Origin of the sequence: Alistipes shahii WAL 8301 (assembly GCF_025145845.1) — a bacterium.
GTDB lineage: Bacteria > Bacteroidota > Bacteroidia > Bacteroidales > Rikenellaceae > Alistipes > Alistipes shahii.
This window is the reverse complement of record NZ_CP102253.1, coordinates 1747021-1769889: the sequence shown is the minus strand read 5'-3', so window position 1 is coordinate 1769889 and position 22869 is coordinate 1747021. Positions and strand designations below refer to the sequence as shown.

Sequence of the window (22869 nt, the reverse complement as noted above, 5' to 3'; positions counted from 1 at the left end):
GGTTTCATTTTGTCCGGGCGGGACTCTTCGCAGGTCTGCGCAGCGCCCGCAGCGCCCGGATATGATCCTTTTTTTTACCCCTCCGTACGAAATGGAACCATTTCCGAATAAACGACGCCCATCCGGTCGCCCCGTTTTATTGACCTTTGCAATACGGGGTCCGAAGTCCCCGGCGTCCGCTTTTCCTTCGAAATACATAAAAAAATTTAAAAAATTAAAACCTGAAACCTATGAAAAGATGATCGGAAAACCACACCAGGCGACGAAGTGTCTCCCGCCCCTCCAGACAATCCCTTTATAACGGAGATACAAGCACTAACCAAAAAGAAACCTTTTATGATAATGAGCATGTACAAAAAGCTTATAGGCAGCCTGACGATTTCCCTCTTATTCCTGCTGTCTGCAACACCGTCGTTCGCCCAGCAGAACGACGTCAAAGTAACCGGTAAAATCACCGACGGAAGCGGCGCCCCGCTGGCGGGAGTCGTTGTCGTGGTAAAGGACGGCAAAAGCAACAACGGAGCCGTATCCAATACGCAAGGTGTTTATGAAATCAAAGTTCCCGCATCCTCGACGCTTCTTTTCACCTGTCTGGGCTATACCGACCAGGAAGTGAAACTCGGCGCATCGAATGTCGTAAACGTGACGATGACCGAAGACGCCCAGTCCCTCGACGAAGTGGTCGTCGTGGGTTACGGTACGCAGAAAAAGAAAGACCTCACGGGAGGTCTCGCCGTCGTCAGCAAACAGACGCTGGAAATGGTCTCGACCAACAACCTGATGGACCGTCTGGTCGGCCAGGTCGCCGGTCTGAACATCACGACCGGCAACGAAGCGCCGGGCAGCAACCAGACCCTGCTGATCCGCGGCCAGAACTCACTGACGGCCAGCAACGACCCGCTGATCATTCTCGACGGCATTCCCTACTCGGGCGGACTGGCCGACCTCGACCCGAACATCATCGAGAACATGTCGGTGCTGAAAGACGCGTCGGCCGTGGCCATCTACGGTTCGCGCGGCTCGAACGGCGTCATCCTGATCCAGACCAAGCGGGGTTCGCAGGGCGATTTCCATGTCACCTACAAAACGAAGCTCGCCATCGCCGAGCCGATGCAGCGCATCGAAACCATGGGTCCCAACGAGTTCATCCGCCTCAAACAGGACATGGGCCGGCTCAAGAACAATTACAGCGGCGAGCAGCTCGATCCGCTGGTAGGTTCGATTATCAGCGCCAGCGAGAAGGTAAACTACGCCAAGGGCATCACCAACGACTGGCAGGACTACGTCTTCCGCACGGTCTTCACGATGGACCACCAGCTGAGCTTCCAGGGCGGCAACGAGAAGACCACCTATATGGCCTCGGTTTCCTACCTGGACAACCCCGGCGTGGTTTACAATTCGAATTACCAGCGCACGAACGTCTATGCCAGCATCAACCAGAAAATGAACGACTGGCTGTCCGTAGGTCTCACCACGCAGTTCGTGAACCGTGAGACCGGCGGTGCGACGCCGAACCTCGAACATGCCATCAAGCAAAGCCCCTACGGCATCTACAAGGACGAGACCGGCGCCTACTACGAAGAGCCGATGGACTACTCGAACCTGCCCAACCCGATGAAGGACGTCAACGCCGACCAGAAACGCACGGGCCGCAACTTCATGGCCAACGGATTCCTCGATCTCAAACTTCCGGTCAAAGGGCTCTCTTTCCGGTCGCAGTTCGGCTACAACTACCGCAGCCAGATGAACGGAACCTACTACGGCCGCAACACCGTAACGGGTAAGAAAGTCGACGGCCGCGCCGAGCTGGCCAACAACCACACGACGGACTGGACGTGGGAGAACGTGCTTAAATTCGACCGGAATTTCGGCAAACATCACATCGACTTCACAGGTCTCTTCTCCATGCAGGAGGCCCAGTATACAGCCGCTTCGCAAAGCGGCGAAGGCTTCGTGAACGACGACTCGAGCTTCTACCGGATGGACGGCGCCGAGAACAAGATCGCCATCAGTTCGTCTTTCTGGAAGGAGAACACGGTTTCAGGCATGTTCCGTGTGAATTACGGGTTCAACAGCAAATACCTTCTGACACTCACCGGACGCGCCGACTCGTTCTCGGCCTTCGCTGAAAACCACAAATGGGCTTTCTTCCCCTCGGCTGCCGTTGCCTGGCATCTCGGCGAGGAGAGCTTCATCAAGGACAACGCCTCTTGGATCGACATGCTGAAGATCCGCCTCTCATACGGCGCCAACGGGAACAACGCCATTTCACGTTATCAGTCGCTCGACCGTCTCTACTCGACCAATGGTGTCAAATATATTTGGGGCGACAACAGCGACGCCGCCAACTCGGCCTACCTGCCGAGCGACGGTATCGGCAATCCCGACCTGCGTTGGGAGACCACCTATACGGCCAACCTCGGTATCGACTTCCAGTTCTTCAACGGCCGTCTGGGCGGTACGATCGACATGTACCTCTCCAACACGCACGACCTGCTGATGTCGCGTACCGTTCCCATTATGAACGGTTACAGCAAGATTCTCTACAACGTCGGCCAGACCCGCAACAAGGGTATCGAACTGACGCTCCATTCGCAGAATATCCGCAAGAAGGATTTCAGGTGGGAGACCGACTTCACCTTCTCGCTCAACCGCGACCAGATCGTCGCGCTGCGCGGCGACGGCAAAGACGACATCAACAACAAGTGGTTCATCGGCCAGCCGCTGTCGGTCTACTACGACTGGAACATGATCGGCATCTGGCAGGAAGGCGACGAGTTCACGTTCATCGACAAGGACGGCAAGGAGGTGGCCCACCAGACCGGAGCCACGCCCGGAGCCGCCAAACTGGAGGATGTCGACGGCAACGGCGTCATCGACTCCAAAGACCGCAAGGTGATCGGCAGCAAACAGCCGAGCTTCACGATGTCGATGGGCAACCGTTTCTCCTACAAGGACCTCTATTTCTCGTTCCTGTTCAACGGCGTCTTCGGCAAGTGGATGACGGACAACGTGGCCAACATCTCCTCGTATACGTTCGGTTCGGGCAACTACATCCACGGCGTGAAATACTGGACGCCGGAGACCCCCGACGCAGAGGTCGTTTCGCCGGGTTACCAGGCCTCCTTCAGCCACGGCTACTACAAGAAGCTCAACTACGTGCAGCTGCGCAACATCACGCTGGGCTACCGTGTCAATCAGAAATTCGTCCGCCGGATCGGCTTGAGCGCCATCGACGTGAATTTCAGCGTGAACAACGTCTGCGCCTTCTCCAACATGCGCCAGATGCTGAACTACGACAACACCTGGTTCGCATCGTTCCCGACCGCCCGTTCCTACGTACTGGGATTAACCTTAACCTTCTAATCAAGACCTGACTATGAAAACGATGAATTATATCAAGATCGGCATCGCGAGTTCGATCCTCTCGATAGCTGCGGGCTGCACCTCCTTCCAGGAAGAGGATCTGAAAAGTTCGCTGGCCCCCGACAACACTTACACCAGTTCACTGGGCTTCGAGGTGGGAGCCACGGGGCTCTACGCCATCGCCCGCTCGGAATACAACACCTGGGGTGAAAACGGCGCTTTCATGCACAACGGCGCCTGCGCCTACGAGGTGCTCCAGATTTCGACCGACCTCTGCCGCATGGGAACCGTCCGCGACGGTTCGCTGGTTCCGTTCGCCGAAATGACGCTCAACCCGTCGACGCTTTTCGTCGGTTCGTACTGGAACTGGGCCTACAACCTGATCGCTTCGGCCAACGAACTGCTGATCTATTCCGAAAAGAACGACAACTGGGACTATCCCACCGACAAACAGCTTTACCAGGCCGAAGCCCGTTTCTTCCGGGCTTACGCCTACCGCACGCTGGTCTACCTCTACGGCGACGTGCCCTGGGTCGAAACCATCCAGAAGCCCTTCCTGCTCTCGTTCTCGCGCGATCCCAAGATCGAGGTGCTGGGCAACATCATCAAAGACCTGGAATTTGCCAAGACGTACCTTCCCGACAATCCCGACAACGTGAAGGAGGGCAAGCTTACGACGTGGGCCGCACGCCACCTGCTGAGCGAAATGTACCTGCTGCGCGGCGCCGAAGGCGACTATAAGCTGGCCAAGGAGAATGCCCAGGACGTGATCGACTGCCCGTATTACAGTCTGATGAAAAGCCGCTTCGGCAACGCCAAGAACGATCCCGGCGACTATTTCAGCGACATGTTCGTCGAAAACAATCAGAACCGTTCGGCCGGCAACACCGAGGGTATCTGGGTCATGCAGTTCCAGTACAACACGGTCGGCGGCGGCACGAATTCCGACGACTGGACCCGCCGCGCCTGGAATCCCCAGTACCACGCCATCGACGGATTCGCACTGGCCGACTCGCTCGGCGGCCGCGGCCTGGCGCAGATCTATCCGCTGAAGTGGTGGATCGGCGTCAAGGGGACCAACGCCACGACAGCCGGAGAAAAGGAGGGGTTCCCCGATATTCAGGAAAAAGGCATCTTCGAAGACGGCGACATCCGCAACTCGGAGTACAACATCAAGCGCAACTGGTACTACAACAACCCGCTGACGCCCAACAAGCTGGGACAAAAATGCCCCATCGACGACAAATCGTGGTCGCAGGCCCAGCTCTTCCCGGCGCTGAAGAAATTTTTCTTCGGTAAGGAGGAAAACCTCCAGCTTACCGGCGCATACAAGGACCGCATGAAATTCCGCCTGGCCGAGACCTACCTGCTGCTGGCCGAAGCCTACCTGCGTCAGGACATGCCCGATAAGGCCGCCGATGCCGTGAACGAAGTGCGCCGCCGCGCCAAAGTGTCCGACGTTTCCGACGAGGAGATGACGATGGATTTCCTGCTCGACGAGCGCATCCGCGAACTCTACGGCGAAGAGAGCCGCCGCTTCACGCTGATACGCACGGGCAAGCTGCTCGAACGCGTGAGAAAGTACAACCCCGAGGCGCGCGACCTCATCCAGGATTTCCACGTGCTGTGGCCCATTCCGCAGGCTATCCGCGACGCGAATGTCGGCAATTTCCCGCAGAATCCCGGATATGAAGGTTACGAAGGCTAAAAACCTTCGTCCCCGCCTCCGGGCGGATCAGACAAGAATGTGTCCGGCAGATTCCGGACCGTATCAGCAACCACGAAAAAAACAGTTATGAAAAAGATAAAATTTGCATGCAACCTGTCGCTGCTGACCCTTCTCGCACTCGGCCAGTGGGCCTGTGAATGGGACCCGTACGAACACGACAGCGACCCGGTCCGGGAAACTCTGGAGCTGACCGCCTCCGCCTCCCAGATCGCTTTGGACGAAAACGACCTTTCGGCTACGGTACTGACCTTCGACTGGACGCCCGCGCGTCCGATGCCCGACGAGTATCTGGTGTCCTACACGACCAAACTGGACCTGCTGAACAACAACTTCGGTTCGTCCACTGCCATCGTGACGAGCGAAGACGACGGCATCTTCAGCCGGAGCTACACCTCCGAGCAAATCAACAACTGGGCTAACGAGCGCTGGAAGGTGCCCGTAAACAAGACCTTCACACTGGCGTTCCGCGTCATCGCGGAGTATGCGGGCGGCCCCACATACGAAATGCCCGAAGTGCGCACCGTGGAGGTGACCGTAACCCCGATCAAGGTCGATGTCTTCGATGCCGACAAGGTGTCGCTTTCCGGCACGGCCATCAGCAGCGTGACGGAGATCGAAAAGACGGTCGAGAATGCGAACCTCTATGCCTGGTACGGCGAATTGAGCATCGGCGAGTTGCAGATTCCCGTCGAGCTGGAGGGCCAGACCTACTACATCGTTCCGAGCGACGGCAACGGCGCGCTCCGCGACGGGGAGCTTGTCGACGTGAAGATGACGGAAACCCCCGTTTCGTGGAATATCCCGAACGCTGGCAACTACCGCCTGCTGATCGACATGGAGAACAAGCAGGTGCGCATCTACTCGTCGGCGACCGACCTGAAGCCGCTGTCCGTCACATTCCACCCGAGCGGAGCGGAAGCCAATCCCGAGGCAACGATCGAAGTGCTCGATCTCTACGCCTACGGAGCAGGTACGGGCTGGGGCGTGCGCAAACTCAACCTGAAGCAGAGCTTCGCCGACCCGCAGATCCTGATCTATGACGCCGAAGAGCACAACGGCACGAAACTTTCCAGCGGCATGAAGTTCTGCGTAGCCCAGAATTTCTCGGTCGGCGATGCGGATTACAACCAGAACAATGCCTATTGCTTCACCTGTCCGCTGACGGCAGAAGGCAAGAAGCAGAACCTCACGCTGACTCTCGGCAAGGTGGGCGAACTGCACGGAGGCGCCGACGGAGAGACGCGCAACTCGTATTACACGATCCCCGCTTCCGACCTGCTGATCTTCGATCTGCGTCACGGAACGATCCTGGCCCGGAACAAATAACGCCGGACCGCACGACTGAAAAATATTGCCGTATCGGAATGGAGACTGGGTTCCGGCCGACAGGAAGATACGGCAATATTCCATTACAACGACAATCAATCGTAAAAACAGCAACATGATACACATGAGAAATCTGATGACCGGCTGTCTTCTGGCAGCATTTCTTTGCGCCGCTTCCTGCGGTTGCTCGAAGGACAACGGCGGCGGCGAAGAAGGCGGCCAAGTTGCCGGTGTGACCGTAAAGCCCGCCTACAACAAGTCGGAAGTGCTGCACAACCCGCTCAACGGCTGGGTGATGTATGTCAGCGCGGACTACGATCCCTCCTATTTCGACAAGGAGATCTACGTACCGCTGCTCGGAAAGAACGTAAGGGTGGCGGACTACGCTTCGGCCTGCTATATCCGCACGAAATGGTCCGTGCTGAATCCCGCAGACGGGCAGTACGCCTGGAAAGACCCCGATTCGAAGGTTTACAAACTGGTTCAGAAAGCCCGGGAGCTGAAACTCCCCATCGCTTTCCGCGTCGTGGTGGACGGACGTGACCAGGGCGCCAATACGCCCCAGTTCGTCTACGATGCCGGAGCCGAATACGCGATGTCGGAGCCGAAATACCCCGACCGCAAGACCCCGATGCCGCAGGACCCGATCTTCCAGCGCTACTACGAGAAGTTCGTCGCAGCCCTCGCCGAGGAGTTCAACGATCCGGAATACACCTCGTTCATCGACGGCTACGGCCTCGGCAAGTGGGGCGAGGGCCACAGCGTGGCTTACAACAAGGACGACGTATCGGCTGTCGATGAGAATACGGAAACGGTGAAGCGCGAAGTCCTCGACTGGATCACCAAGCTCTACGCCAAACACTTCACGAAGGTTCCCCTGGTGATCAACTACCACCGCGTACTGGGCCATCCCACGAGCCAGGGCACGGCGAACCCGAACAGCGAAAGCCTCGTGGCCCTGGCCATCAGCAACGGCTACTGCATCCGCTCCGACGCCTTCGGCATGAACAACTCCAGCTGGGGTTACAGCACCTGGGAGAAGGCAATCGCCGCACAATGGCGTTACAAGGTCCCCATCATCATGGAGGGCGGATATATCGTCAGCAGCCACAGCTACTGGAACGACCCGGCCGGCTACCGCCAGGGACACCCCGAAGATGTCCGCCAGGGCGAATTCGACTCCTCGGCCGAAGCCCGCGTCAACATGATGGACTTCCGTGTCGGCCAGGAGACCGAGTCGTGGTTCAACGATGCCTTCAGCCTCGTGCAGCGCTTCGTCTCCGAAGGCGGCTACCGTCTCTATCCCGACCAGGTGATCGTTCCCGACCAGGTGAGCGCAGGCAGCCGTGTCAAGGTCGCTTCGCGCTGGCGCAACATGGGCTGGGGCTATTTCCCGAACAACCTGCCGCAGTGGAACTACAAATACAAGGTGGCCTTCGCTTTGATCGACGCTTCGGACAAGGCGCAGAAGGTCTTCGTCGACAAGGACTGCGAGCCTTCGACCTGGGTCGAGAGCAAGCCCTTCTCCTACACCTTCGAAACGCCGGCCGTCGATCTTCCCGCGGGGAAATACACGTGGGGCATCGCCATCGTTGACACGACGAAGGAGAACCGGCCTGCCATCCAGCTCGCCGTGAACAACGAAAAGACGGCCGAAGGCTGGGTGAAACTGCACGAAGTACAGATCAACTAACGCCTGAAAAACCATGAAGAGGGTTGCATTGCTTTCCGCAGCGCTGCTGCTGTCCGTCACCGCCTCCTTCGGGAGCGGCGTCCTGGTCGAGGCCGAGAGTTTCCGCGACAAGGGCGGGTGGGCCGTGGACCAGCAGTTCATGGACCAGATGGGTTCGCCCTACCTCATCGCGCACGGCATGGGCAAACCCGTGGCGGACGCCGTGACAACGGTCGAATTCCCGGAAACGGGAACCTACCGGGTCTACGTCCGGACGTTCAACTGGGTCGCCCCCTGGTACGACGGGGAAGGTCCCGGAAAGTTCGCCCTCCGGGTCGGCAGCCGGAAACTGTCCGCGACGCTCGGCTGCACGGGCAGCGAGTGGATGTGGCAGTGCGCCGGAAAGGTCTCCGTCCGGAAAGGTCCGGTCAGCGTTTCGCTGACCGACCTTTCCGGATTCGACGGCCGCTGCGACGCCGTCTATTTCACCACCGAAGAGGGCGACGTCCCTCCGTCCGGAAGCGCGGAACTCGCTGCGTTCCGCAAACGGATGCTCGGCATCCCCGCAACGCCGCAAACCGCCGAATCGTTCGATTTCGTCGTCGTGGGCGGCGGCATCGCAGGCATGTGCGCCGCGGCCGCGGCGTCCCGGCTGGGGTGCAGCGTCGCTCTGGTCAACGACCGCCCGGTGCTGGGCGGCAACAACAGCTCCGAAGTCCGCGTGCATCTGGGCGGCGTCATCGAGCTTGGCCCCAACGAGGGACTGGGCCGCATGATCCGCGAATTCGGCCACTCGCGCGAAGGCAACGCCCGGCCGGCCGAAAACTACGAGGACGCGAAGAAAAGTGCGTTCATCGCCGGGGAGCAGAACGTGAAGCTGTTCTCCAGCTGCCGCGCCGTAGCGGTGAACAAAGAGGGCGGCCGGATAAAATCCGTAATCGTCCGCCACATCGAAACCGGGGAGGAGACGACGCTCGAAGCGCCGCTTTTCGCCGACTGCACGGGCGACGGAACCGTCGGATTCCTGGCCGGAGCCGACTACCGCATGGGCCGCGAGAGCCGCGACGAATTCGGCGAAACGCTGGCGCCCGAAACCGCCGACCGGATGACGATGGGTTCGTCCGTCCAATGGTATTCGGTCGACACGGGCCGCAAAACCTCGTTCCCGACGTTCAGCTACGGCGTGGAGTTCAACGCCGAAAACTGCGAGCGGGTGACGATGGGCGAATGGAAATGGGAGACGGGCATGAACCTCGACCAGATCCGCGATTTCGAACGCATCCGCGACTACGGCCTGCTGGTGATCTATTCGAACTGGAGCTTTCTCAAGAACGGCCTGAAAGACAATGCCAAGTACCGCAACCGCGAGCTGGGCTGGGTGGCCTATGTGGCCGGCAAACGCGAATCGCGGCGGCTTCTGGGCGACTACGTCCTCAAACAGGACGACATCGACAAGAACGTCTTCCACGAAGACGCCTCGTTCACCGCGACGTGGGACATCGACCTGCATTTTCCCGATTCGCTCAACTCCGTGCGCTTCCCGGACCGGGAGTTCAAGGCCGCGACCAAACACATCCACATCTATCCCCATGCCGTGCCTTACCGGTGTCTCTACTCCCGCAATGTGGACAACCTGTTCATGGCCGGGCGGAACATCAGCGTGACGCACGTGGCCCTCGGAACGGTGCGGGTGATGCGCACGACGGGCATGATGGGCGAGGTGGTCGGCATGGCAGCTTCGCTGTGCCGCAAATACGACGCTTCGCCCCGCCTGATCTACCAGAAACACCTCGGAGAACTCCGCAGGCTGATGCGCGAAGGCGTCGGCAGAAAAGAGAGGATTCCCAATAACCAGAAATTCAACCAGGGGGCTTCGCTGAAAGCCCCGCGCGCACTGCGCAACGACTGAAACCGCAACAATGAAAAAACTACTGACACTGCTGCTTGCGCTGCCCCTGCTGTGGGGGCATGCCGCAGCGCAGGAGAACGCGAAATATACGATCCTCCTCACCGGGGCCTCGTTCGCCTCGCCGCAGAACGGCTGGTTCGAAATCGGATGCCGGCAACTGGACGCCCGGGCTATCAACCGGGCCATCGGCGGCGAGTCGATCGCCGACACGGCCAACCGGATGGCCGAGGGCACGCTCTGGAACGCCGGGGAGCTGGACGAGATGGATGCGCTGGTCATCATGCAGGTCCACAACCGCGACGTCTCGGCCACGGGCGGCCTGAAAGAGAAGTACACCGATTACACGACGCCGTTCGACCGAAGCAACTACGCCGCGGCGTTCGATTACGTCATCAAACGCTACCAAAGCGAGTGTTACGCCCTGAAGGACGACCCGAAATCGAAGTACTACGGCACGAAATCGGGTAAACCCGCCGTCATCGTCCTCTGCACCGACTGGCACGACGCGCGGACGACCTACAACGCCGCCATACGGCGCCTCGCCGCACGGTGGGGCCTGCCGCTCGTGGAGTTCGACAGGAACATCGGCTTCTCGAAAGACACTCCGAACCCGGCCACCGGAACCCAGCAGAGCCTGCTCCACGCCCAGGACACGCAAACCATCGAAGGCGTCGCCTACGGGTGGCATCCCCAGCGGGGCCAAGACAAATACATCCAGCAGCGGATGGCTGCAATCTTTACCGACACGATGCGCAGAATCCTGCCGGCAAAATAGAATCCCGACCATGAAACACACACTCCCGATACTGTTCACGATGCTGCTCTGCGGCACGTCCGCCTTCCCGCAGGAGGGCTGTTACAGCCGTTTGCAGAACGACACCCTGACGATCGGCAACTCCCGGATCGAACGCCGGTTCGTCTGGAACGGCGGCAACCTGATGACGCAGAGCCTGACCGACTTTTCGTCGGGACAGGTGTGGACTTCCCGTTCCCTGACGCCCGATTTCAAGGTCGCGGGCGATACCCGAAGCACCGGCGGACGCTGCTCGACGAAACGGATCGCCGAAACCGACATCCATCCGGCGCGGCTGGAAATCACCGTGGAATTTTCGCTGGGAACGCTCGACGTGCGGCGGGTTTACCGCATCTGCGCCGACACTCCGGCGATCGCCTGCGACACCTACCTCAAAGGCAGCGCCGCACAGCTTCCCGAGAGCCGGGCGGTCAACGCCGCCGACCGCAAGAACATCGAATCGACCGCCGACATGCAGTCGCAGCCGGTCGCCGCGACCCTCGACCGGTTCAACCCCGGCGGGTTCCACTGGCACACGCGGATCGTGGAGTTCCAGGACGTCACGGACTGGAACAACAACCTGGTCTTCGAAACCGACGTCATTCCCTACCGGAAAAACAGCTACCGGGGCAACCTGCTCTTCGCCCGCAACGCCGAGAACGGCCGCGGATTCTTCTTCCTGAAGGAAGCCCCCGGTTCGGGCGTGCAACTGGCCTATGGCGGCGGGGACTTCACGGCGGAGTTCGGCGATTTCACGGTGACGGGACTGGGCGTGACGGAGAAGGACCTCCGCGAAGGGGAGTGGGTGAAAGCCTACGGATGCGTCCTCGGAGTCTGGTCGGGCGGAGAACTCGAACAGTTGACGGCCCTGCGGAGCTACCAGAAAAATTTACGGAAGCTGCTTCCCGGACGCGACGAGATGGTGATGATGAACACATGGGGCGACCGCAGCCAGGACACGAAGGTGAACGAACGGTTCTGCCTGGCCGAGGTCCGCAAGGCCGCGCATCTGGGCATCACGCATTTCCAGATCGACGACGGCTGGCAGGTGGGCAAAAGCCCCAACTCCGCCGTGGCGAAGGGGTCGTTCAAAAACATCTGGGACAATCCCGACTACTGGAAACCCGACCCGGAGAAATACCCCCGGGGATTGCACCCTGTCGTGGAGCTGGGCCGGGAACTGGGCGTGGAGATCTGCCTCTGGTTCAACCCGAGCGTACAGGATGGCTATGCCGACTGGGAGAAGGACGCGCAGGCCCTCGTAGGTCTCTACGACGAGTACGGCATCCGCACGTTCAAGATCGACGGACTGGCAATCCCCGACAAACGCTCCGAAAGCAACCTGCGGCGGCTGTTCGACCGCGTGCTGGAGCGGACGGGCGGCCGAGTGGTCTTCAACCTCGACGCCACGGCCGGACGCCGCGGAGGCTACCACATGTTCAACGAGTACGGCAACATTTTCCTCGAAAACCGTTACACCGACTGGCAGAACTACTACCCCTACTGGACGCTGCGCAACCTGTGGATGCTCTCCAAATACGTCCCCGCGGAGAAGCTCCAGATCGAGTTCCTCAACAAATGGCGCAACACGGAAAAATATGCCGGCGACCCGTTCGCCCCGGCCAATTACAGTTTCGAATACCTCTTCGCAACGACCATGGCCGGACAGCCGCTGGCCTGGATGGAGGCGAGCGGACTGCCCGAAGAGGCGCTGGGCATCGGCGCGCTGATCGAACGCTACAAAGAGGTGCAGCACGATTTCCACCGCGGAGTGATCCTCCCCGTGGGCGACGAACCGTCGGGCCGCTCGTGGACCGGATTCCAGTCGGTCGACGGCGAGCAGGGCTACCTGATCTTCTTCCGCGAGCAGAACCCCGACCGGAAGGCCCGGATCGAAACATGGCTCCCCGAGAACTCGAAAGTGCGCCTCACGCCGGTGCTGGGGAGCGGGAAGGCCGCCGTGCAGAAGACCGGACGCCGCGGAACGCTGGAGGTGGAACTTCCCGCGCCCAACGACTACGCGATGTACCGCTACGAACAGATCCGCTGACGAACCACAAATCCTGATAACAATGAAAACACCGATAAAATTCATCCTGTCATTTGCTCTGCTGCTGCTCGCGGCGGCCGACATCGCAGCCCAGGAGCTGATCACCAACGTTTACGGACGCGACGTGCAGTCGCTCAACGGAAAGTGGGACGCCATCGTCGATCTCTACGATCAGGGCCGCAAAAACAAGATCTACCTCAACCGCAGGCCGGAGGGAAAGACCGATTTCTACGAATATTCGTTCGACAACGGCCTGCGGCTCGACGTTCCCTCGGACTGGAACTGCCAGATGCCCGAGCTGAAATACTACGAAGGCACGGTGTGGTATGCCCGGCGGTTCGACGCCCCCGAGCAGACCGGCCGGCGGCAGTTCCTCTATTTCGGAGCCGTCAGCTACCGCTGCCGGGTCTACCTCAACGGCGAGGAGATCGGCGCCCATGAAGGCGGATTCACACCCTTTGAGATCGAGGTGACGGGCCGCCTCAGGCCCGAAGGCAACTTTCTGGCCGTGGAGGTCAACAACACCCGCACCACAGACGCCATCCCGGCGATGGCCTTCGACTGGTGGAACTACGGCGGCATCACGCGCGACGTGATGCTCGTCAGCGTGCCCGACGCTTTTATCCGGGACTATTTCATCCGCCTCGGCAAGGATTCCGACGACCGGATCGACGCCGATGTGCAGCTGGCGGGCGCCGCTGCCGGAACGGCCGTACGGATCGAGATTCCCGAACTGAACGTAGACCGGACCGTCACTGCCGGAGCGACCGGTACGGCCTCGGCGTCGTTCCGGGTCAGGAGACTGCAACGCTGGTCCCCCGCCGATCCGAAACTTTACCGGGTGATCGTCTCCACGGACCGCGACCGGGTGGAGGAGTCGATCGGGTTCCGCAATATCCGCACCGAGGGCGAAGAGATCGTCCTCAACGGCTCGCCCGTGTTCCTCAAGTCGATCTCGTTCCACGAAGAGATCCCCCAGCGCATGGGCCGGGCACACTCCGAGGCCGACGCCGTGATGCTGCTCAGCGAGGCCAAGGCACTCGGCTGCAACATGATCCGTCTGGCGCACTACCCGCAGAACGAACATATCGTCCGGCTGGCCGAAAAGATGGGCTTCCTGCTCTGGGAGGAGATTCCCATCTGGCAGGGCATCGACTTCGCCAACGACCCAACCCGCGAAAAGGCGGGCCGCATGATCCGCGAGATGGTCACGCGCGACAAGAACCGCTGCGCCCTGACGTTTTGGGGCGTGGCCAACGAGACGCAGCCTTCCGGGCCGCGCAACGCCTTCCTGCGCCACCTGATCGCATGCTGCCGGGAGATCGACGACACGCGCCTGATCGTTGCGGCGTTCGATCTGGTGCGTTTCGACCGCCAGCGGCAGCTGTTCGTCATGGACGACCCGTTCATCGGGGAACTGGATGTCGTGGCCATCAACAAATACATGGGCTGGTATCACCCGTGGCCCCTCACGCCCGACAAGGCGGTGTGGGACGTGGCGCGCGGCAAACCGCTGATCATCTCCGAATTCGGCGGCGAGGCGCTCTACGGCCAGCACGGCCCGGCCGATGTGGCCAGTTCGTGGAGCGAGGAGTATCAGGAGGCCCTCTACCGCGACAACCTGCGCATGTTCGAGAACATCCCCAACCTGCGGGGCGTGTCGCCGTGGATTCTGTTCGACTTCCGCTCGCCGTTCCGCTTCCACCCCGCCAACCAGGAGGGCTGGAACCGCAAGGGGCTGGTTTCCGATCAGGGATACCGCAAGAAAGCGTGGTATCTGATGAAAGCCTATTACGACAAAATTAAAAGAAGATGAAGAAGTTTTTGACATACACGCTTCTCGGCGTCCTGCTCGCAGGTTGCGCCGGAGGCGGGCGGGAACCGCTGGAGACCGTCGTGGACAAGGCGCTGGCCGGCGCCGAGCGGCAGACGCTGCTGATGGCCGAGAAGTACAGTGCGCGCGAAGGCCGCCTGCCGCGCACGTGGGAGAACGGCGAGGACGTCTCGTCGGATTCGCGCTGGTGGTGCAGCGGCTTTTTCCCGGGCGTGCTGTGGTACGTCTACGAGAACGGCCGCAACCCCCGGGTGCTGAAGTACGCCCGGATGTTCACCGCACGCGTCGAGCGGGAAAAACACACCACCGACAACCATGACGTGGGGTTCATGCTCTATTGCAGTTTCGGCAACGGACTGCGCCTCACGGGAGACAAGTCCTACGAGGAGGTGCTGCTCACCGGGGCGCGCTCGCTGGCGACGCGCTTCAAACCCGAAGTAGGGCTGATCCGCTCGTGGGACCACAACCGCGACAAATGGCAGTATCCGGTCATCATCGACAACATGATGAACCTCGAACTGCTGATGTGGGCCGCCGACCGTTCGGGCGACAAGTCGCTGCGCGACATGGCCGTATCGCATGCTGACAAGACGCTGAAACACCATTTCCGCCCCGACTTCAGCTCCTGCCACCTGGTCTCCTACGACACGATCTCGGGACAGCCCCATCTCAAGCAGACCCATCAGGGCCTCTCCGACTCCTCGGCCTGGAGCCGCGGACAGGCATGGGGACTCTACGGCTACACCTGCATGTACCGCCTCACGGGCGACGCCCGCTACCTCGAACAGGCCCGCGGCATCGCCGGATTCCTCATCAACCACAGGAACATGCCCGCCGACGGGATTCCCTACTGGGATTTCGACGCTCCGGCCCTCGCCTCCACGCCGCGCGACGCATCGGCGGCCGCGATCATGGCCTCGGCGCTGGTCGAGCTGAGCGGCTTCGTGCCCGCAGCCGAAGGGGAGCGGTACATGGCTTTCGCCGAAAAGCAGATCCGCACGCTGGCCTCGCCCGAATACACCGCTCCGGCGGGTGAGAACGGAGGCTTCATTCTCCGGCACAGCACGGGAGCCTATCCCTTCTCCTCGGAGGTCGACGTGCCGCTCACCTACGCCGACTACTATTATCTGGAGGCGCTCACGCGCATCAAACGCCGATTGCAGCCATGACCGCCGTGAAAAAATACGCGCTGCTGCCGCTCTGCGGCCTGACCCTGTTCTGCGCCCGGGCGCAGATGCCCGCGACAAACTACGACGAATCGCAGGTTCCGGCCTACACGCTGCCCGACCCGCTGACAACCATCGCCGGCAAAAAGGTGACTGACGCCGAAACGTGGACTTCGGAACGCCGTCCCGAACTGCTGTCGCTGTTCGAAAGCGAGGTCTACGGAAAAGCCCCCGGCCGTCCCGAAGGACTGCATTTCGAGGTCTTGAGCGAGGACCGCTACACGCTGGGCAACATGGCCACCCGCCGGGAGATCGCCGTCTACTTCACCGAGAGCGACGCACATTTCATGACCATCCTGCTCTACATCCCCAACAAACGCACCGACGCCGTTCCGGTCTTTCTGGGGCTGAATTTCAAGGGCAACCACACGATCTGCGACGACCCGCTCGTCACGGAGTCGGTCTCGCGCATGAAGCCGCGCGAAGAGGGCGGCAGCGAAGTCCGCGCAAAAGGGTTCCCGCGCGCCGCGGCGGCATCACGGTGGCCGGTCGAGATGCTGATCGCCAACGGCTACGGCCTCGCCACGATTTACCGCGGCGACATCGACCCCGACTACGACGACGGCTTCCAAAACGGCGTTCACCCGCTCTTTTACCGCGAGGGGCAGACCAAACCGGCCCCCGATGAATGGGGCACGATCGCGGCCTGGGCCTGGGGCTTGAGCCGCGCGATGGACTACCTCGAAACCGACGAGGATGTCGATGCCTCCCGCGTGGCGGTCATCGGGCATTCGCGGCACGGCAAAACGGCCCTTTGGGCCGCAGCCGTCGATCCGCGCTTCGCCATGGCCGTGTCGAACGACTCGGGATGCGGCGGCGCGGCGTTGTCGCGGCGTTGTTACGGCGAAACCGTAGCCAGGATCAACAGCCTTTTCCCGCATTGGTTTTGCGGGAACTTCAACCGGTATTCGGGCAACGAGGCGGCTTTGCCCGTCGACCAGCACGAACTGATTGCGCTGATAGCCCCGCGCCCGGTGTATATCGCCAGCGCCGTCGAGGACCGTTGGGCCGATCCGAAAGGCGAGTTCCTCGCGGGGGTCCACGCCACGCCGGTCTACGAGTTGTTCGGCCTGGTGGGACTTTCGGGAACGGAACTGCCCCAAACCGACGCGCCCGTGCTGTCGGGACACATCGGCCACCACGTCCGTTCGGGCGACCACGACATCACGCTCTACGACTGGCGGCAATTCGTGAAATTCGCGGACAAACACCTGAAACGATAATCTAAAACAACACCATACATGAAAAACCGGTTTATAAAACTGCTTCTCGCGGCCGTGCTGTTGGGCTCCCTCTCCCCGGCGGCCGCCCAGACCCGCGAAATGGACCTCTCGGGAGAGTGGAGGTTCCAGACGGACGTGATGGATTTCCGCAGGGGATCGCTTTCGCCGCGCTACAACCACCAACTCCAGGAGACCATCATGCTCCCCGGCATCACCGACGACTACAAAATCGGCTACAAATCACCCTACCGCCATGTCGACCGCCTGACGCGCGTCTACGAGTACATGGGTCCGGCGTGGTATCAGCGCGACATCGAGTTCCCGGCCGACTGGAAGGGCAAGTGCATCTTCCTCTATTTCGAGCGCACCCACTGGCTCAGCTCGGTATGGGTCGACACCAAGGAGGTGAGCCGACTGGACTACATCAGCGTCCCCCACAACCACGACCTGACGGATTTCGTCACCCCGGGCAAGACGCACCGCATCACGGTGTGCATCGACAACCGGTTCCAGTACAACACCCACAAATGGAACCACGCCCACACGGAGTTCACGCAGATCAACTGGAACGGCATCCTCGGCGAGATGAAACTCGTGGCCGTAGACCCCGTTTACATCGACGACATGCAGCTGTATCCCGACCTCGCGACGAACAGCGTCAGGGTGGAGATGGCGATTGAAAACCACACCAAAAAGCCGTTCGAAGGCCGGGCGCAGTTCACCGTCACGGGCAGCGGGCTTGAGCTTACCCGCGAATTTCCCGTGAGCGGCGACGGGGAGAAGGTCAGCCTGAAGGAGACCCTCCAGCTGGGAAAGGAGGCCAAACTCTGGGACGAATTCAACCCGAACCTCTACACCGTGGAGTGCACGCTGCTGACCGGCACCGGAAAAGAGTCCTTCGAACATAAGAAGTCGGCGACCTTCGGCATGCGCGAAGTGGCGCAGGGCCGCAACCACATCCTGCTCAACGGCCGTCCGCTCCACCTGCGCGGAACCGTCGAGAACGCCGTGTTCCCGAAAACGGGCCACGCCCCGGTCTGCGACGCCGAATGGGAGCGTATCATGCGCATCGTCAAGGACTACGGACTGAACCACATCCGTTTCCACTCGTGGTGCCCTCCCGCCGCGGCGTTCCGCATGGCCGACCGCCACGGCGTCTACCTCGAAGTCGAGATGCCCATGTGGGGCAAGGACGCCGAGCCGGACGAAGCGCGCTACGACTTCTTCCGCCGCGAGATGCGCGCCATCCTCAAGGAGTACGGCAACCACCCCTCGTTCATCCTCTACTGCAACGGCAACGAGATCACCGGCAACTTCGACTTCATCGAGGAGCTGACCGCCGACGGCCGCAAACTCGACACGCGGCATCTGTACAGCGGTTCGACGGCCCGCACGCGCGTCCCGTCCGACCAGTATTACGTCTCGCAGCAGACCAACAAAGGCCCCGTGAAGGTCTACGAGGGACGGCCCTCGACCGACTGGGAACGCAGCAAGGAGTCGGACGTGGACGTTCCGGTAATTTCCCACGAGTCGGGCCAGCGGTGCGTCTATCCCGACTTCCGCGAGATCGGGAAATACACGGGACCGGTCGAGGCCCGAAACTTCGAACTGTGGCGCGAGATGCTCACCGCCAACGGCATGGGCGATCAGGCCCACGACTTCTTCCGGGCCTCGGGCGCGCTGACCGTCGTGGAGTACAAGGCCGTGATCGAGGCGCTGCTCCGCTCGTCCAAATCGGCCGGATTTCAGCTCCTGTCGCTCAACGACTTCCCGGGCCAGGGTTACGCCCCGGTGGGTGTGCTCGATCCGTTCTGGGACTCCAAGGGACTGGTGACGCCCGAGGATTGGCGGGCCTTCTGCGCGCCGACCGTGGCGCTGCTCCGCTACCCGAAAAGCGCCTGGTTCGAAGACGAAACCTTCACGGCAAAGGCCGAGGTCTACAACTTCGGCGCGGCGGCGCTCAAAAATGCGAAAATCCGCTGGTCGATCACCGACGGCAGCGGGAAAGCCATCGCCAAGGGCAGTCTGAAATCGCAGACCGTAGGCACCGACGGCGTGTTCCCCGTCGGGGAGTTCTCCGCTCCGCTCGGCAAGGTGCGAGGCCCGCAGAAGCTGACCGTGCACCTGAACGTCGGTGAAAAGACAAGCAACAGCTGGGACATCTGGGTCTATCCGCGCAACGCACAGCTGATGCAGTCGGATACGGAGGTGCTCTACACGACGGAGTTCGGCGAGCAGGCCAAACAGTACCTCGCCGCAGGGAAGAAGGTCGTCCTGACCCCCGCGCCGAACAAGGTCAAGGGGCGCAAATCGACCTTCCACAACCATTTCTGGAACCCGATCATGTTCGCCTGGGCGCCGATGACCATCGGCTGTCTGATTCACGCCGAGCAACCCGTGTTCGCCGACTTCCCGACCTCATACCACACCGACTGGCAGTGGTGGGACATTCTGGAGAACGCCAAGGTGATCGAGATGCAGCAGACCCCGCGCCAGCTGCGGCCCTTCATCCAGGTGATCGACAGCTTCGACAACAACGAGAAACTCGGCATCGGCTTCGAGGCCCGCGTCGGCGGCGGCAAACTGCTCGTTCTGGCGGTCGACACGAAAAAGAAGATGGACCAGCGCCCCGCCACGCGCCAGCTGCTCGAAAGCATCGACCGCTACGTCCGCAGCGACCGTTTCGCTCCCGAGGTCACACTCGACGAGTCGTTCATCACCTCCTTCATGCGCTAAAACCGCACGATTATGAACAAGATCTGTCTACTGCTCTGCTGCCTGCTGCCCGGCCTGTTCCGGGCAGGGGCGCAGGAGCTGAAAATGACCGAATGCGCCCCTCTGACGCAGATTTACGGCGAGGTCTGCGAGTCCGACGAACTGCTTCCTATGGGCGATGTGGGGGTGGAATTCGGATACGTCCTCTACCAGGCCGCAATCACCGTTCCCGCAGGGGAGGCCGCGCTCGAACTGGAGAACGTGCGGGACTATGCCGCGGTTTACCTCGACGGCGTGTTTCAGGGAACCCTGACCGACAACCGCAAAACGCTGACTCTGAAGGCCGAACCCGGCCGGCACACATTGCAGCTCTACGTCGAAAACATCGGCCGCATCACCTACGGCCCGGAGATTCTCGACAACTCGAAAGGACTCTTCGGCGAAGCCCGCCTCGGCGGCGAAACGATCGCCGGCTGGACGATCACCCCGCTCGAAGTGCGCGACACCGATCCCGAAACCCTCGAGTTCGAAGCCCTCGGCCCGTGCAACACGCCCTGTTTCCGGCGCGGGCAGTTCGACCGTGCGGCGCACGAAGGAGCCGTTTACCTCGACGTGTCGGGATGGGGCATGGGCGAGGTGTGGATCAACGGCCACTACCTCGGCTCGTTCTGGGACGAGGAGAAACAGCAGTCGATCCTCATTCCGGCCGAAATCCTCGCCGAAAAGGGGAACCGCATCGTGGTTTTCGACCTCAAAAACAACGACCCCGGCGCAACGATGCGCCTCTCGGACAAACCCGTGTTCAAATAACAAGCACAACCTATGAAAAAAATAACCGTTATCGCTCTGCTGCTGGCCGCCGCCCTCGGGGCGCAGGCCCGGAACGGGAGCGGAAAGCCCGCCTACAAGGACGCCGGACGCCCCGTCGAAGAGCGCGTCAGCGACCTGCTGTCGCGGATGACCCTCGAAGAGAAGGTCATGCAGCTCAACCAATACACGCTCGGCCGCAACGACAACGCCAACAACGTGGCCGATCCGGTGGACAAGATTCCCTCCGAAATCGGCTCGCTCATCTACTTCGACACCTCGCCCGAGCTGCGCAACCGGCTTCAGAAAAAAGCCATCGAGCAGTCGCGGCTCGGAATCCCCGTGCTGTTCGGCTACGACGTGATCCACGGCTTCCGCACCACTTACCCCATTTCGCTGGCCCAGGCCTGCTCGTGGAATCCCGCACTGGTGAAGCAGGCCGCCGAAGTGGCCGCACAGGAGGCGCGGATGTCGGGCGTCGAGTGGACCTTCTCGCCGATGATCGACGTGGCGCGCGACGGCCGCTGGGGCCGCGTCTCGGAGGGCTACGGCGAGGACCCCTACGCCAACGCCGTCTACGGAGTGGCGGCGGTCGAAGGCTACCAGGGCGACAACCTCGCCGACTCCCGCCGCGTGGCCGCCTGCCTCAAGCATTTCGTCGGCTACGGCGCCTCGGAGGCCGGCCGCGACTACGTCTACACCGAAATCTCGCGTCAGACGCTCTGGGACACCTACATGCCGCCCTACCAGGCGGGCATCGAGGCCGGAGCCGCTACGGTGATGAGCTGCTTCAACGACATCAGCGGAACGCCCGGCACGGCCAATCCCTACATCCTGACCGAGGTGCTCAAGGAGCGCTGGGCGCACGACGGATTCGTCGTCTCGGACTGGGCCGCCATCGAGCAGCTGCGCTCGCAGGGCGTGGCCGCCGACCGGAAGGAGGCCGCCGAAAAGGCCTTCAACGCGGGTGTCGAAATGGACATGATGAACCGCTGTTACGACGCCCATCTGGCCGCCCTGGTCCGCGAAGGCAAGGTCTCGCAGGAGAAACTCGACGAGGCCGTGCGGCGCGTTCTGCGGCTGAAATTCCGGCTCGGGCTGTTCGAACGCCCCTACACCCCGGAGTCGGAGGAGACGGACCGGTTCCTGCTTCCCGCGAGCCTCGCCGTCGCCGAGCGGCTCGCCGAGGAGTCGATGGTGCTGCTGAAAAACGAGAACAACACGCTGCCGCTGAAAGCCGCCCGCCGCATCGCGGTCATCGGCCCGATGGCGCAGAACCGGCTGCACCTGCTCGGCGCGTGGTCGGCACACGGCCGCGAAGAGGACGCGGTGAGCCTCTTCGCCGGGCTGGAAAACGAATACCGGGGCCGCGCCGAACTGCTCTACGCCCGGGGCTGCGACTTCGACGGCGAGGACCGCTCCGGATTCCGTGAGGCTGTCGCCGCGGCCGCGGCTGCCGACGTGGTGGTCCTCTGCCTCGGGGAGAAAAAGCAGTGGAGCGGCGAGAACGCCTCGCGCTCGACGATCGCGCTTCCCGAAATCCAGGAGCAGCTGGCCGCCGAACTGGCCCAGACCGGAAAACCGCTGGTCTTGGTTCTGTCCAGCGGCCGGCCGCTGGAGCTGTGCCGCCTCGAACCCCTCTGCGGGGCCATGGTGCAGATGTGGCAGCCCGGCATCCGGGGCGGAAACCCCCTGGCGGGAATTCTGTCGGGGAGGATCAACCCCTCGGGACGCCTCGCCATGACGTTCCCCCGCTCAACGGGCCAGATTCCGATCTACTACAACCGCCGCCAGAGCGGCCGCACCCATCAGGGCAAATATCAGGACATCCCCAGCACGCCGCTCTATGAATTCGGACACGGCCTGAGCTATACGACGTTCGAATACGGCGACCTGCGCCCGTCGGCAACCACGCTGCGCCGCGGGGAAAAGGTGACGGTCGAGGTCTCCGTGACCAACACGGGCGGCATGGACGGCGCCGAGACGGTTCACTGGTTCATATCGGACCCCGTGTGCCGCATCTCACGCCCCGTCAGGGAGTTGAAACACTTCGAGAAACAGCCGATCCGCCGCGGCGAGACCCGCACGTTCCGGTTCGAGATCGACCCCGAAAAGGATTTGAGTTTCACGGACGGCGACGGCAACCGGTTCCTCGAACCGGGCGACTACTTCATCCTCGTAAAGGACAAAAAGGTGAAACTGACGCTGACGGACTGATC

Annotated in this window: 13 protein-coding genes; all 13 read left to right on the top strand. The window is 61.4% G+C overall.

What is annotated here, in order from left to right; translation table 11 throughout:
- The first annotated feature begins 342 nt into the window (after positions 1-342).
- The 13 genes from NQ492_RS07675 to NQ492_RS07615 all read left to right on the top strand — a co-directional run bounded on the left by NQ492_RS07675 (position 343) and on the right by NQ492_RS07615 (position 22867).
- Positions 343-3366 (top strand): SusC/RagA family TonB-linked outer membrane protein, encoded by a 3024-nt coding sequence (locus NQ492_RS07675; RefSeq protein ID WP_259874049.1) that lies wholly within the window; start codon positions 343-345, stop codon positions 3364-3366.
- Positions 3367-3379: 13 nt separating this feature from the next.
- The gene (locus NQ492_RS07670; protein ID WP_015546880.1) at positions 3380-5074 is read left to right on the top strand and encodes a RagB/SusD family nutrient uptake outer membrane protein; all 1695 of its coding nucleotides are present in this window, start codon (positions 3380-3382) and stop codon (positions 5072-5074) included.
- An 87-nt stretch (positions 5075-5161) separates the two neighbouring features.
- The gene (locus NQ492_RS07665) at positions 5162-6421 is read left to right on the top strand and encodes a SusE domain-containing protein (RefSeq protein ID WP_015546881.1); all 1260 of its coding nucleotides are present in this window, start codon (positions 5162-5164) and stop codon (positions 6419-6421) included.
- Between the two features lie 115 nt (positions 6422-6536).
- Entirely contained in the window at positions 6537-8114 is a 1578-nt protein-coding gene (locus tag NQ492_RS07660) for a hypothetical protein (RefSeq protein WP_022062142.1), read from the top strand.
- 13 nt (positions 8115-8127) lie between these two features.
- A complete protein-coding gene (locus NQ492_RS07655; protein ID WP_149886887.1) occupies positions 8128-10002 on the top strand; it encodes an FAD-dependent oxidoreductase in 1875 nt (624 codons plus the stop codon).
- Positions 10003-10012: 10 nt separating this feature from the next.
- A complete protein-coding gene (locus tag NQ492_RS07650; RefSeq protein ID WP_015546883.1) occupies positions 10013-10777 on the top strand; it encodes a DUF5040 domain-containing protein in 765 nt (254 codons plus the stop codon).
- A gap of 10 nt (positions 10778-10787) precedes the next feature.
- Positions 10788-12845, top strand: coding sequence for an alpha-amylase family protein (locus tag NQ492_RS07645; protein ID WP_015546884.1), 2058 nt, complete (start codon positions 10788-10790; stop codon positions 12843-12845).
- Positions 12846-12867: 22 nt separating this feature from the next.
- Positions 12868-14661 carry a glycoside hydrolase family 2 protein gene (locus tag NQ492_RS07640; protein WP_015546885.1) on the top strand — a complete coding sequence of 598 codons (1794 nt, stop codon included), beginning with the start codon at positions 12868-12870 and terminating at the stop codon, positions 14659-14661.
- Positions 14658-15848, top strand: a complete 1191-nt coding sequence (locus NQ492_RS07635; RefSeq protein ID WP_015546886.1) for a glycoside hydrolase family 88 protein — start codon at positions 14658-14660, stop codon at positions 15846-15848. Before NQ492_RS07640 ends, NQ492_RS07635 begins: the two co-directional genes overlap by 4 nt.
- Positions 15845-17128 carry a glucuronyl esterase domain-containing protein gene (locus NQ492_RS07630; protein WP_015546887.1) on the top strand — a complete coding sequence of 428 codons (1284 nt, stop codon included), beginning with the start codon at positions 15845-15847 and terminating at the stop codon, positions 17126-17128. The genes NQ492_RS07635 and NQ492_RS07630 overlap by 4 nt, the downstream gene beginning before the upstream one ends.
- Before the next feature lie 18 nt (positions 17129-17146).
- Complete coding sequence (locus NQ492_RS07625; protein ID WP_015546888.1) at positions 17147-19864, top strand: sugar-binding domain-containing protein; 2718 nt, start codon at positions 17147-17149, stop codon at positions 19862-19864.
- A 12-nt stretch (positions 19865-19876) separates the two neighbouring features.
- Positions 19877-20653, top strand: coding sequence for a hypothetical protein (locus NQ492_RS07620; RefSeq protein WP_015546889.1), 777 nt, complete (start codon positions 19877-19879; stop codon positions 20651-20653).
- Positions 20654-20665: 12 nt separating this feature from the next.
- The gene (locus NQ492_RS07615) at positions 20666-22867 is read left to right on the top strand and encodes a glycoside hydrolase family 3 N-terminal domain-containing protein (protein ID WP_015546890.1); all 2202 of its coding nucleotides are present in this window, start codon (positions 20666-20668) and stop codon (positions 22865-22867) included.
- The last annotated feature ends 2 nt before the right edge of the window (positions 22868-22869 follow it).